We start from the raw sequence: 13,149 nt of genomic DNA, 5'->3' as shown, positions 1-13,149 counted from the left end.
ACAAGCAGAACACGCAAAACAAGCAGAACACGCAGAACAACGCGGAACATCGCAGAACAACGGGGGATTTGCCGTGCGGAAGCCGATACGTATCGCGGGTGCCGCGGGTCTCAGCGCGCTCATGCTGCTGGCCGTGGGATGTGGCGGGCCCGGTAACGGCAAGGCGGCGCCGGGGCCGTCGGAGGCCGTGACGCCGGCCAAGCCGCTGCCGATGAAGGCCACGCCCCGTCAGGCCACCTGGACCGACTCCGACGACAAGGCGCACCCGCTGCGGATCACCCCGACGCGGCTGGCTCGCGGCTCGGACGCCGACCTCTCGCACATCCGGCTGGACGACGACCTGAAGGGGAAGGTGCCGTACTACCTCACCTTCTCCTACACGAACACCGGCAAGAAGACGGTGAAGAACCTGTCCCCGGAGCGGAACTTCTCCGTCAACGGGGCCGACGGCCAGCCCGCCCAGCCGGTCTCGCTGTTCCAGTCCAACCCGTTGGCCACCAGCTCCGGCTTGCCGCCCGAGTGCCGTGAGGGCGGCACGTCGCAGCTGGCGGCCGGTGCCTCGGCCGCGATCTGCCAGATCTACATGCTCCCCAAGGGACAGCCACCGACGACCGTCTCCTACAAGGACGACGGGGGTGACACCCTCATCTGGAAGGTGGGTGGGGGCGGCGGCGCGGGCGGTTCGTCCGACGGGATCCTGCCGGCGGGCAAGCCGGCCGACGGTGTCACGGAGGACAGCAGCAAGCGGCCCGTCTCGCTGCGGATCACCCCGAAGAGCGTGCGCGTCGGCTCCCTCGCCGACCTGAGCCGCTTCGACCTGGACGCGGACCAGAAGAAGATGGTCCCGTACTACGTGACCATGCAGTACCGGAACAGCGGCAAGTACGACCTGCTGCCCAGCATGAGCGACGGGGTGACGCTGCAGACCGAGGCCGGTCAGACCGTGCAGAAGATGACGTTGATCGACATCGGCGGCCCCGGCGTCAGCCAGTGCCCGGAGGCCGTCCCCGACAAGATGGTGAAGCCGAACGGCGTGGTCACCGAGTGCTCCATCCACCTGCTGCCGAAGGGCGACGCGCCGAAAGCGGTGATCTTCAACGGTGAGGGAGAGGGCTCGCACCAGGTCATCTGGCGGGCCTCGGTGGCCGGCAAGTAGCGCTACGAACCGGAAGAGGTGGCGGGGCCGGCCGTCCCGCCACCTCCGGGGTGCGGTGTCGCCCCCAGTCCCGGCTAGTGCGCGGTTATCGGTGCAGCCGCAGCGGCAAGGACACCAGCCGCCAACTGCCCGGCACCTGCGCACGTTCCAGCCGTTCCGGTTCGACGGCCAAAGAGACGTCGGGGAAGCGTGCGAGCAGTTTCCCGAGGGCGACCTCGCCCTCCTGTTTGGCCAGCGTCGCGCCGAGGCAGTAATGCGGTCCGTGGCCGAACCCCACGTGGTTCTCGGCGTGGCCCGCGGTATGGCGGGTCAGATCGAGGCGTTCCGGGTCGGTGTAGTGGCGGGGATCGTGGTTCGCCGACACCAGGATGAGCTGCACGGCGTCGCCCTTGCGGATCCGGGTGCCGGCGAGCTCGACGTCCTCGGTGGCGTACCGCAGCTGCGTCAGGTGCACCGGTCCGCACCACCGCATCAGCTCGTGGACGGCCCGCGGGAGCAGGGCCGGGTCCTCCTTGAGGAGGCGCAGCTGGCCGGGGTGGGTGAGGAGGGCCGCCGTGCCGTTGCCTATCAGGTGGGCGGTGGTCTCGTGACCGGCCAGGACGAGGGTGAGGACCATGGTCACCATCTCGACGTCACTCAGCCGGCTGCCGTCGTCGTCATGGGTGCGGATCAGCTCGCTGAGCAGGTCGTCGGTGAGCGCGCCGCGCCGTTCCCGGATCAGCTCGTGGATGTGGTCGATCATCGCGGGGAACGAGACGCTGAGCCGGTCCGGGTGGAGCGATACGAGATCGGCTCCCCATTGACGCCATTGCGGACGGTCGGCTTCCGGTATGCCGACCAGTTCACAGATGACCGTGATGGGCAGCGGGTACGCGAAGTGCTGGATCAGGTCGACGACGCCGTCCTCGGCGTGCTCGGGGAGCCGGTCCAGCAGGGCGTCCGTGATCTCCTCCACGCGCGGCCGCAGGTTGGTGATCTTGCGTGCGGTGAACGCCCGGGTGACGAGGCGGCGCAGCCGGGTGTGGTCCGGGGCGTCGTTGTTGAGGATCGATCCGAGCAGGTAGACCCGGAGGTGCTCGGGGAAGCCGAGCATGTCCAACAGCCGCACCGTGGGCGAGTCCTCGGGCCTGGCGCCCAGAGAGGAGGCGACCGGGTTGTTCGCGAACCGCGGGTCGCGCAGGACCTGCCGGACCTCCTCGAAACGGGTCACGAACCATGCGGGCGAGTCGTCCATGAACCGGCCGCGGACGACCGGCCCCTGCTCGCGCAACGCCCCGTATCCGCCGTAGGGGTCGCTGACCAGCGCGGGGTCCATGAGCTGTGGCTCGCCCGGGTGTTTCCCGACGTGCGCGGTGAGCGGGGAGCGGGGTAATGCCGACATCTTTCGTTCTCCTCCGGTCGGGAGTGGGTGAGGCGGCCGAGCTTGGTCACCGGCCGCCGTCTCCGGTCGTCGCCGCGCCCGCCGCGGCGACGTACCTGCCGCTGGGTCTCAGCGGCGTACCTGGCGGTTGAGCTCGCGGGCAGAGAGGTCCGCCAACCGCTCGTAGAGGGGGATGACTTCGGCGGCGGCCGCGGTGGCGGCCCGGTGTGCGTGGTCGGGGGCGGTTTCGAGCGTGCTCCGGACCGTTCGGGCCAGGATCTCCGCACGCGTCTCAGGGGTGTCCGGGGCCCGCTCCTGGAGCAGCGTCTCCGCGGTGAAGAACCCGGTGGCGATCGCCAGCAGCGCGTACTGCTGGTGGCGGACCTCCGTGTCGGTGCGCACCAGACCGTGTGCGCGCAGCACCTCGAGATGGCGCCGCAGGGTCCGGTCGGCCTCGGCGATCAGCTCCGCGCACTCCTTCTTGGCGTGGTCGTTGAGCCGGCCGAGGAGGTCGGAGTCGTCGGTGTACAGGGCGCGCAGCACGGGCTCGGTCAGGAAGTCCTGGAAGCGCTCCCGCATCATCCGGCTCGGCAGCACCTCCAGCGGATCGGCGCGGAGCCGCGCCACCTGCCGCTGCTGGCTGCGGGCCTGCGCCTTCAGCATGACGGCCAGGAGCAGTGCGTCCTTGGTCTTCCAGTGCAGGTAGACCGTTCCCTTGCCCACCTTGGCGCGCCGGGCGATCTCCTCGATCGTCACCCGCGCGTACCCCCAGGCGAGCAGCAACTCCCCGGCCGCCTCCAGGATCCGCTCGCCGCGCTCCGCCCGCTCCACGCCTTCTCCCCCTCGCCCGCACCCCGATCGGCACTGCGCCCGCTCCCCCGGGCCCGGCTTCTGGTCCTGACCCCGTGACCAGATCTGAAATCTGGTCACAAAGGTCAGGCTAGGTACGGCGGTGCGGCCCCGTAAGGCACTTTCCGGACAGGGGGCACGGGACAGGGGACGGGGATGGGAGGTTGGGGGTCGGGCGGGCAGGAGGAGCCGAGCGCGTCGCTGGGCCGGCGCCCCGGGAGTCGAGCCGCTACAGGAACAGGCCCCACGCCCCGTCCAGCGACCAGCTCTGCCAGCTCATCGCCGGAAGGCCGGCGACCGAGATCAGCGCCATCATCAGGTTCTGACCCTGTTCCGCCCAGTCGTGGATCATCAGCGCCAGGTAGATCAGATTGAGCACGGCGCCGGCGACCAGGGCTATCGGGGTGAGGAAGCCCGTGATCAGTCCGAGGCCGAGGGCGAGTTCGGCATAGGCGACGAGGTACGCCATCAGGCGGGGGTGCGGCTTCACCAAGCGGTCGAAGCCCTTGCGGACGACGGGCCACCGGTGTTCGGCCGCGATACCGGCCGCCCAGTCGATGCCGCCGCCGGCGAACCAGGTCTTCTTGTCCTTGTGCCGCCAGCTCTCCAGCCACCACAGCCCGAGGCCGATCCGGAGGACCGCGAACCACTCGGCGCCGCTGAGCCAGAACGTGTGCATGGCCATGTCCATGCCGCCTCTCGATTCGTCCGCAACGGAAAACGGAAGCCTGAGCTGATGGAGCTCTGAACTGATGGAGCGTCAGGTCGGTTCGCCGTGTGTCAGTTCAGCGGGCGGCGGCTCATCCCGCAAGGGGTGCGGCCCGGGCCGTGAGGGGCGGTCGTTCCCGCGCGGGGAGTTGCCGGGCGCGCCTTGTCGTCGTGAGGGGGAGGTCATAGCCTCGGAGCTGATGGATCGTCAGATTCGGGCCCGTAGTGACTCACCGACGGGCAGTTGGGGGTACAGCGTGATCAGCAACGAGAGCGGCACGGCGGAGCTTCCCAAGGTCATCAGCGTGGACGATCACGTGATCGAGCCGGCGCACCTCTTCGAGACCTGGCTTCCGAAGAAGTACCAGGACAGGGGGCCGAAGCCGTTCACCGCGGGCATCGGTGAGCTGGCGTACGTGGGCGGGAAGTACCGGTTCACCACGGACCCGGACGGTCAGATCACGGACTGGTGGGAGTACGACGGGCAGATCTTCCCGTACAAGCGCATCATCGCGGCCGTGGGGTTCTCCCGGGACGAGATGACGCTGGACGGGATCACCCGGGAGCAGATGCGGCGCGGCTGCTGGGACCCCAAGGCGCGGCTTGCGGACATGGACCTCAACCACGTGGAGGCGTCGCTCTGCTTCCCGACGTTCCCGCGCTTCTGCGGCCAGACCTTCGCCGAGGCGCAGGACAAGGAGGTCGGGCTCGCCTGCGTCCGGGCGTACAACGACTGGATGGTGGAGGAGTGGTGCGGGGACAGCGGCGGCCGGCTGATTCCGCTGTGCCTCATCCCGCTGTGGGACATCGACCTGGCGGTCGCGGAGATCCGGCGCAATGCCGCCCGCGGGGTGCGGGCGGTGACCTTCAGCGAGATCCCCACCTACCTGGGGCTGCCGTCGATCCACTCCGGGTACTGGGATCCGTTCTTCGCGGCGTGCGAGGAGACCGGGACGGTGGTGAACATGCACATCGGGTCGTCGTCGCAGATGCCGGCGGCCTCACCGGACGCCCCGCCCGCGGTCCAGGCCGCGCTCTCCTTCAACAACGCGATGGCGTCGATGATGGACTTCCTTTTCAGCGGCGTGCTGGTGAAGTTCCCGCGGCTGAAACTCGCGTACAGCGAGGGCCAGATGGGCTGGATTCCGTACGCCCTGGAGCGTGCCGACGACGTCTGGGAGGAGCACCGGGCCTGGGGCGGGGTGAAGGACCTGATCCCCGAGCCGCCCTCGTCGTACTACTACCGGCAGGTCTTCTGCTGCTTCTTCCGGGACCGGCACGGGGTCGAGGCGATCGAGACGGTGGGCGTCGACAATGCGACGTTCGAGACCGATTACCCCCACGTCGACTCGACCTGGCCGCACACGAAGCAGGTGGCGGCCGAGCACATGGCGGGGCTGCCGGACGAGGTGACGTACAAGCTCCTGCGCGGGAATGCGATCCGGATGCTGGAGCTTCCCTTCGATCAGGGGTGAGGGATCGTCCGGAGGGGCGCGGTCCGGCACCGGCTCGCGGTGCCGGACAAGGGGGGACGGGAGGAGGGCTTACGTCCAGCCGGCGGCCGTGGCGGCGGCGACGGCGTCGGCCTCGGCCGCTTCCGCTTCGGCGTTCAGCGGGTCACTGGCACCCCAGCCGTCCCGCCCGGCGGCCCTTCCCGCTGCCAGGGACGCCTTGAGGGCGGCGTCGTACGCGGCGTTGCAGAGCTGGTTGACGCCGTGGGAGCGGGCTATCTGGGCGGCGAGGACGGCGGCCGCGGCCGCATTGCGTGCGTGCCGGGCGTCCGCGGCGGGGTCCGGGCTGCCCGCGGTCAGCGCGGCGACGGCGTCGGCGGACAGACGGAGGGCGTTGGCGGCCTTCGCGGAGGCCGCCGCCGGCACGGCCACTACGGAGCCGGGGTCGGCCGCGAATCCGGCGAAGCGGCAGGCGGCGGCCGTACGGGCACAAGCGCTTCGGGCGCGGGCGGTGTGCCTCGCCCTGAGGGCGTCCGGCGAGGTGTTCCTCCGGCGTTGCTCGTCTCCACGGAGCTCGGTCATGGCGGTCTCCTTGCCTGCCTCGGCTGTCGTCGTCGGCCACGGATACGACGTGTGCCGGGGGCCGACCAACGGGTGCCGCGCAGGGTGGCACGCCGGGCATCAACAGGCCAGAGGCGTGACGGGGGAACCGCGCGATCGACTCACCCTCGGCCGACGCCCCTCAGGCGTCGCCCCTCAGCCATCCACTCCTGGTCACCGCGCCTGGGTCCTCGTCCCTCGGATAGCGCCAGTCGACGTGTGCGAGCGCGCGTGCCCGGGCCTCGGCGACCGCCATCCGCGCATGGCGCTCCGCGGTGTCCGTGTGGGAAGGCTGGCTGGTCGCCTGGCCCGGCCACTTGCGGTAGAGCAGGCCCACCTCCGAGGAGAACCAGCCGCGGCTGGTGGCGTTCAGGGCGAGCAGCAGACCGGTGTCCTCCGAGGCGGGCAGGGCCATCCAGCCGCCGAGGGCGAGGAGCAGGTCGCGGCGTACGAAGAGGGTTGCCGGGTGGACCTGGGCGCGGAAGTCGTTCGCCTTCCAGAAGTCGAGGACGGCGCCGCGCTCGATCGGCCCCGGCGCGGGGTCGCCCGGGAAACCGGCGGTCGAGCCGTCGGGCAGCAGGTCGAGGGCGCGGGATGTCGCCCAGCCGAGGCCCCGGTCGCCCTCCAGGGCGGCCAGGTCGCGGGCGAGCGCGCCGGGCGCCAGCTGGTCGTCGGCGTCCAGGACCTTGAGGTACTCGCCCTCGGCATGGGCCAGGGCGAGCGTCCGGGCGACACCGGGGCCGCCGGACCGTCCCTGGCGGAAGGTCACCCGCGCGTCGTCGGGCACGTACGGGGCGACCTCGTCGGTGCGGCCGTCCTCCTGGACGACCCAGTGCCACTCCCATCCTTCGGGGAGTTCCTGTTCGCGGAGGGACTTGTACGCCTCCGGGAGGAAAGGGGCCGAGGGGGCGTGGACGGCCGTGACGATGATGATGCGCCGGCGCACGGCACTCACCACCTTTCCAGGGGAGTGGTGAACAGCATTTCCGTGCGGTCGCCGGGCAGGACGACGTGCGAGACGTCAACGATCCGGTCCCGGGTGTCGATCGACGTCTTGCGGAGTACGAGTACCGACGTCCCCGGCGGGAGCTCCAGCTCCGCCGCTTCCTCGGGCGTCGGCGGGCGGGCGGTGACCCGTTCCTCGATGCGGTCGACCTCGATGCCGACGGTGGAGAGCTGGGCCTGCGAGCCGCCCGGCCACGGCTCGTTGGCCGGGTCGAGCAGGTCCGGGTTCGCCGCGATCAGGTCGCGGACGAGATAGGACGTCACCAGGCTGAAGGGGGCGTTCTCGGCCGCGCAACGCGTCCGGTAGGAGCGCGCGAGGAGAGGGGTGCCCTCGGGGAGGCCGAACGCCGCCGCGAGGTCCTGGTCCGCCGTGGTCTCGCGGTACGCGGCGTGGAAGATCAGGTCGTCGACCTGCAGGCCGGTCTCGTGCTCGGTCGCGCCGGTCCGGGCCCGCTCCTCCAGGGGCCGGCGGGCGCGGTTCTTCTCCCACTGGTGGCGAAGGTTGGTGCGTACGGTCGTGGTGCGGGCGCGCCGGACGAAATTTCCGCGCCCGTGCTGCTTCTCGATCAGGCCCTCGTCGCGCAGCACCCGGAGCGCGTCCCGGACGGTCGGCACGCTGCGTCCGAACTCCTCGGCGAGCTTGGACTCGGCGGGCAGGCGGTCCCCGGGCTTCAGCCGACCTGCGCGGATGGACCGCCGAAGCTGATCGGCGATCTGCTCGTACGCCACTGCCATCGGTCTCACCGTCCGTCGTTCGGTGCTCTGCCCCGTCCGGCGGGGCTGACTGCGGCCGGCCGGTCCACACCAGGCTACGACTCATCAAGAGGTGTTGACGAGTTGGGGAGCGTGGGGCGAGCCAGGGGTAGCAGGCGTGAACCGGGATCAACCGGCATCGTTCGGGAGCGATGCGCAGGAACCGGAAACGGCGGAATGAAAGCGCCCGATCGCTGGCGACGGGGGATGCACCAGCGATCGGGCTGCGGCCAAGAGTAGCAAGGCTGTCAGCACGACGGGAGTCAACTGCTCAACCCGGACCCGGAGTTGTGATCGGAGTCACGTAGGCCCAGGTCGTCGTCATGCGCTGCACGGCGGCTCGTACGAGAGGTGGGGCAGGTACTCGCGCCATTTCTCCGGTGTCAGGACGCCCCGCGTGGTGGAGCAGATGCGGCGGATCGCCGGGTCGGGGTCCAGGCTCCACAGGCGGACGGTGCCGGCGCCGCTCGACACCCCGAGCAGGTGGCTCTTGGGGCTGAACGCCAGGAAATTGCCGGTCTTGGCGTTGGGGCTGGTCGCCTGGCCGATGGGCAGGGCCCGGGACGGGAACGAGACGTTCCAGAACTGCACCGAGTTGTCGTCGCCGCCGCTCGCCAGGGTCCGGCCGTCCGGGGTGAACGTCAGCGACACGACCGCTTCGGTGTGGCCGGTGAGCGCCGGGCCCAGCGGCGTCGCCCGGCGGGGGTCCGTGACGTTCCACAGCCGGACGGTGTCGTCGTCACCGCCGCTGGCCAGCGTGTGGCCGTCCGGACTGTAGGCGAGCACGTTGACGGGACCGAGGTGCCCCCGGAGCGGGGCGCCGGACCGGGCGGGGCGACGCGGGTCGGTCACGTCCCACAGCCGGATGGTGCCGTCCGCGCTGCCGCTGGCGAGCGTACGGCCGTCCGGACTGAAGGCGAGGGAGTTGATGAAGCCCTTGTGGCCGGTGAGCGGGGGGCCGAACGGAACCACGTGGGAGGGGTCGCTGACGTTCCACAACTGGACGGTGCGGTCGTCGTACGCGGTGACCATGGTGCGGCCGTCGGGGCTGTAGGCCAGGGAGTCGGGGCCCGCGAAGCGGGTGTGCAGGGTGAGGGGCGGCCCGGCCGGGACCGGGCGGGCCGGGTCGGCGACGTTCCACAGGTACACCGTCCGGTGCCCCGTCCGTACGACGAGGGTGCGGCCGTCGGGGGAGAACGCCATCGAACGGTGGTAGCCGTCCGCCTGCATGAACGGTCTGCTCAGGGGCACCGGCCGGCCGTGGGTGTGCACGTTCCACAGCCGGACCCTGCCGTCCCGCGCGGCCGTGGCGAGCACCCGCCCGTCCGCTCGGAACGTCCCATTCCGGCCGATCATGTCCGAGGCCGGTATCGACCACAGGCGGGCCTTGCTGTCACCGTTGCCGGTGGCGAGGGTCCGGCCGTCGGGGCTGAAGCCGAGGGCGTACATCTCGCCGCTGCCGCCTGCGAGGGGCTCCCCGACCTGCGACGGGTACGCCGGATCACTGACGTTCCACAGGCTCGCCGTGCTGTCCGCGCTGGCCGCGGCGAGCATCCCGCCGCCGGGGCTGAAGGCGACGGACCAGATCGGACCGGTGTGGCCGGTGAGCGGCGAGCCGATCGGCTCGGCGTGCTCCGGGTCGGAGACGTCCCACAGCCGGATGGTGTCGTCCGCGCTGCCGCTGGCGAGGGTCCGGCCGTCGGGGCTGAAGGCCACCGAGTGGACCAGGTCCGTGTGGCCGGTGAGCACCCGGTGGATCGGTTCGGGGTGACGCGGATCGGACACGCCCCACAGCCGGATGGTCTCGTCGTCGCTGCCCGCCGCGAGCGTCCGTCCGTCGGGGCTGAACGCGACGGAGCGTACGGCGGCGGTGTGGCCGGTCAGTGTGGCGAGCGCCTTCGGACGGCGCGGGTCGGCCACGTCCCACAGGCGGACGGTGTGGTCGTCGCCGACGGAGGCCAGGGTGTGGCCGTCCGGGCTGAAGGCGACCAGGTAGATCGTGCCCTGGTGGCCGGCCAGCGGCGGGCCGAGCCGGGACGGGTGACGGGGGTCGGTCACGTCCCACAGCCGGATCGTGCCGTCGTCGCCGGCGCTGGCGAGGGTGTGCCCGTCCGGGCCGAAGACCGCGCTGCTCACCCAACTCGTGTGGCCGGTCAGGGGCTTGCCGAGCGGCTCGGGGCGGCCCCGGTCGCGCACGTCCCACAGCCGGACGGTCCGGTCGTAGCCGGCGGTGGCCAGGGTCCGCCCGTCGGGGCTGAACGAGGTGAGGTAGACGGCGCCGGTGTGGCCCCGGAGCGGGGTGGCCAGCGGGGCGTTCACGATGGAGAGCAGCCGGTTCTTCGCGCCCTCGTCGTGGGGGCGCAGCTGGTGCGCCACCAGGTCGAGTTGGGCCGAGAGGGACGGGTCCGTGTACTGCGCGCGATCGGCTTCGGTGAGCACCTGCTGGAACACCGAGTCGTCCCGCTGCTGCCACGCCACCACCGCCGAACCGAGGGCCAGCATCGCCATGACGACCACGGCCGCCACCGCACCGCGGCTGAGCCACACCGTGCGCCGGCGCAGCCGCACCGCGGCGGCCAGGAACTCCACCGCGCTGCGGGTCAGAAACGTGTCACCGGCGGATTCCGCCCAGCTGCGGGCCTGCTCCAGCCGGGAACCCCGGTAGAGGAGCGACGTGTCGCGGTTCGAGCCCTCCCAGGCCCTGCCGTCCTCCTCCAGGCGCTGGCGCAGCAGATTGCCGTTCCGGTCCTCGTCGATCCAGTCGCGCAGCCGGGGCCAGGCGTGGAGCAGCGCCTCATGGGTGATCTCCACGGCCTCCGCGTCGAGCGTCACCAACCGGGCGTGCACCAGCGCTTCGAGCGATTCCTCCGTCTTGTGGGGATCGGTCGACTCGTCCGCCAGTTGGCGCCGCGTTCCCCGCCTACGGGTGGCCTGGGTGTCCTCGCCCAGCCGGACCAGCCTGAGGAGGAGCAGCCGTGCGGCCGTGCGTGCCGTCGGGTCGAGACCGGACCAGGCCCGCTCGGCGGTCGCCGCCACCGCTCCCTGGATCCCGCCCGCCGCGCGGTAGCCGGCCAGCGTCAGCCGTCCCGCCTTCCGCCGCTGCCAGGTGGCGAGCAGGGCGTGCGAGAGCAGCGGCAGGACACCCGCGTCGTGCGCACCGTCGGTGCCGTCGGCGCTCACCTCCCGGACGATCAGTTCCGCCAGCCCCGGTTCGAGTTCCAGCCCCACGGCCTTGGCGGGACCGGTCACCGCCTCTCGCAGCTCCGCGCTGGTCAGCGGGCCGAGCACCATGTGCCGGTGCTGCAACGCATCGGCCAGTTCGGGATATCCGAGACATTTCTCGTAGAAGTCGGCGCGTATGCCGATGATGACGAGCGCGGGGGCCGGGCCGCCGGAGCGTGAGGGTCCCCCCTGTTCGAGCGAGGTCGAGGACGTGGGGGAGGGCGGCGGCGTGCACGCGGCGTGGAGGAGCTGGATGAACGTCCGCCTCGCCGCCTCGTCGGAACAGAGGGTGAACGCCTCCTCGAACTGGTCCACGATCACCACCGGCCGAGCAGCAACCGCCGCCCCACGCCCCGCCCACCCCGAGACGGCTTCCCGCACGGCGCGCGCGAAGTGGGGAGTGCCGGGGGTCGGCGGGGGGCTGGGATTCGTTCGGGTGTTGGGCTCCGGCGCCGCGGACTCAGGCGCCGCGGGCTCTTGCGCCGCGGACTCCGCGGCCGCGGGCTCCGTGACCGCGGACTCCGTGACCGCGGACTCGGCGGCCGCGGGCTCCATTGCGCCGGGCACGACGTCGGCGAGCTCGGGAATCCGGCGGATCAGCTCTCCGAGCGGATCACTCCCCGGCACGAGCTGCAGCACCTCCCGCGCCCCACCGCCCGCGTCGTCGCCCCCCACGCCGCTCCGCAACGCGGGCACCAGCCCGGCGTTGAGCAACGACGACTTTCCGGCCCCCGAGGCGCCCACGAGCATGACCAGGCCCCCCGTCCGCTCCGCCGCGCGGAGCTGGGCGAGGAGAGCCTCCGTGCTCCGCTCCCGGCCGAAGAACCACCGGGCGTCCTGCGGACGGTACGACGCCAGTCCGCGGTACGGGCACACACCGGGTACGGGCGCGGCCTCGTCCGGGGGGCGTTCCTCCTCCTGCGCGGACGCCGCGGCACGGTCGCCGACCGCCCGCTCCCACAGCCGCTGCCACTGGGCCAGGTCGTACAGGCCCGTGGACACCGGCACCGGCCGCAAGCGCCGGGCCTGAGGGATCAGCACCTGCAGCACCGCTGCGAGGGCGGCGAACTGCGCGGGCACGTTCTTGGCCCGCCGCCAGTCGCTGATCCGCTGTACGGACACCCGCACCGGCCGTCCCCGCTCGTCGACCCGCTGCAGCCGGACGACCGCCTCGGCCACCTTCTTGAGGGGAGGGTTGCCGGCCTCCTTGTACAGCAGCGCGAGACGCTCGGCGAAGGCTGAGCGTGCCCCTGAGTCGGAACTCAAGGTCTCCACTCCTTACTTCCCCCGCGGCTGGACATCCGGACCGGAAAACTCACCTTAGCGGGCTGACCTGTGGTTAAGCCCCCGGCCCGACTCCGGAATCTCCTCGCAGGGACGCACGACTGGCAGTATCACGAGCCAGCGGCGCAGCACCCGGGCCTTGCCCGGCCGGGCGAAGCCCGGCCCTCCGGAGCAACAACTCCTGACGCCTGTTCCCGGCCACCGCCCGCCGGAATCACCAGCCGGTGGTGACGGCCGGGGGTAACGGTCGGGACGCCTCAGCACGAGGACCCGAGGAGCCGGCCCGGCCCGGACTGCCGCCGCGTCGACCACGGTCCGGCCCACCCGGATCCGCGCCGGTACGGGGGGCGCGGATCGCCGCCGCCCGCGCTGTTCGGCACCGGTCCCCACGAGGGGAGGGACCGGCGCCGAATGGCGCGGCGTTGTTTTCATCCACCACTTCAGCCCACACCGGCGGCAACCAGGACTGGGGCCACACCGGCGATAAGGCCGCCGGGGACATCCGACCGGTGTGAGCGAGATCACCACCCTGGTCGTTCGCTGGAGGGCATCTTGACCCGCCGTCACCGGCGGGCGGGTGCTCCTGCCCGGGACCGGTGTGAGGGTGGCCGGGTAATCAATTCGCCTGCCGCGCAAGGAAACACAGCGCCCCTCGTGAACTCGCCACCCTGGAAGCGCTGGAGCGCCTCGCGTGGGGCCCGTACGGCCCGTGGGGCCGCGGCTCCGTCCGTTCCGCCCGCTCCGCCGTTCATCCCCCTCGT

Annotated in this window: 9 protein-coding genes; 2 read left to right on the top strand and 7 right to left on the bottom strand. The window is 71.7% G+C overall.

Features of this window, described 5'->3' with window-relative positions; genetic code table 11:
- Positions 1-73: 73 nt before the first annotated feature.
- Positions 74-1,156: a hypothetical protein gene (locus ACZ7MX_RS29080; RefSeq protein WP_472136242.1), complete on the top strand. Its 1,083-nt coding sequence runs from the start codon at positions 74-76 to the stop codon at positions 1,154-1,156.
- An 85-nt stretch (positions 1,157-1,241) separates the two neighbouring features.
- On the opposite strand, the gene ACZ7MX_RS29075 is transcribed toward ACZ7MX_RS29080, so the two are convergent.
- From ACZ7MX_RS29075 to ACZ7MX_RS29065, 3 genes are all read right to left on the bottom strand, one after another.
- Positions 1,242-2,537, bottom strand: a complete 1,296-nt coding sequence (locus ACZ7MX_RS29075; RefSeq protein ID WP_472136240.1) for a cytochrome P450 family protein — start codon at positions 2,535-2,537, stop codon at positions 1,242-1,244.
- Positions 2,538-2,645: 108 nt separating this feature from the next.
- Positions 2,646-3,347, bottom strand: a complete 702-nt coding sequence (locus tag ACZ7MX_RS29070; RefSeq protein ID WP_472136238.1) for a TetR/AcrR family transcriptional regulator — start codon at positions 3,345-3,347, stop codon at positions 2,646-2,648.
- Between the two features lie 247 nt (positions 3,348-3,594).
- Positions 3,595-4,044 (bottom strand): DoxX family membrane protein, encoded by a 450-nt coding sequence (locus ACZ7MX_RS29065; protein ID WP_472136299.1) that lies wholly within the window; start codon positions 4,042-4,044, stop codon positions 3,595-3,597.
- Positions 4,045-4,273: 229 nt separating this feature from the next.
- On the opposite strand from ACZ7MX_RS29065, the gene ACZ7MX_RS29060 reads away from it, so the two are divergent.
- On the top strand, positions 4,274-5,548 hold the full coding sequence (locus ACZ7MX_RS29060; RefSeq protein ID WP_472136236.1) for an amidohydrolase family protein: 1,275 nt from the start codon (positions 4,274-4,276) through the stop codon (positions 5,546-5,548).
- A gap of 69 nt (positions 5,549-5,617) precedes the next feature.
- Here the strand turns inward: ACZ7MX_RS29060 and ACZ7MX_RS29055 are convergent, their stop codons facing one another.
- From ACZ7MX_RS29055 to ACZ7MX_RS29040, 4 genes are all read right to left on the bottom strand, one after another.
- The gene (locus ACZ7MX_RS29055; protein ID WP_472136235.1) at positions 5,618-6,106 is read right to left on the bottom strand and encodes a hypothetical protein; all 489 of its coding nucleotides are present in this window, start codon (positions 6,104-6,106) and stop codon (positions 5,618-5,620) included.
- A gap of 160 nt (positions 6,107-6,266) precedes the next feature.
- Positions 6,267-7,070, bottom strand: a complete 804-nt coding sequence (locus ACZ7MX_RS29050) for a glycosyltransferase family 2 protein (RefSeq protein ID WP_472136233.1) — start codon at positions 7,068-7,070, stop codon at positions 6,267-6,269.
- Between the two features lie 5 nt (positions 7,071-7,075).
- On the bottom strand, positions 7,076-7,864 hold the full coding sequence (locus ACZ7MX_RS29045) for a GntR family transcriptional regulator (RefSeq protein WP_472136231.1): 789 nt from the start codon (positions 7,862-7,864) through the stop codon (positions 7,076-7,078).
- A gap of 339 nt (positions 7,865-8,203) precedes the next feature.
- Complete coding sequence (locus ACZ7MX_RS29040; RefSeq protein WP_472136229.1) at positions 8,204-12,379, bottom strand: nSTAND1 domain-containing NTPase; 4,176 nt, start codon at positions 12,377-12,379, stop codon at positions 8,204-8,206.
- Positions 12,380-13,149 lie beyond the last annotated feature (770 nt).

Source organism: Streptomyces sp. NPDC107765, from assembly GCF_055657085.1.
Note: the sequence above shows the minus strand (reverse complement) of the source record. Positions and strands in the feature narration are given on the sequence as shown.

Coding starts and splice junctions, on each gene's coding strand:
- ACZ7MX_RS29055 (WP_472136235.1), bottom strand. CDS start 6,106: ATGACCGAGCTCCGTGGAGACGAGCAACGCCGGAGGAACACCTCGCCG.
- ACZ7MX_RS29075 (WP_472136240.1), bottom strand. CDS start 2,537: ATGTCGGCATTACCCCGCTCCCCGCTCACCGCGCACGTCGGGAAACAC.
- ACZ7MX_RS29065 (WP_472136299.1), bottom strand. CDS start 4,044: ATGCACACGTTCTGGCTCAGCGGCGCCGAGTGGTTCGCGGTCCTCCGG.
- ACZ7MX_RS29060 (WP_472136236.1), top strand. CDS start 4,274: ATGGATCGTCAGATTCGGGCCCGTAGTGACTCACCGACGGGCAGTTGG.
- ACZ7MX_RS29045 (WP_472136231.1), bottom strand. CDS start 7,864: ATGGCAGTGGCGTACGAGCAGATCGCCGATCAGCTTCGGCGGTCCATC.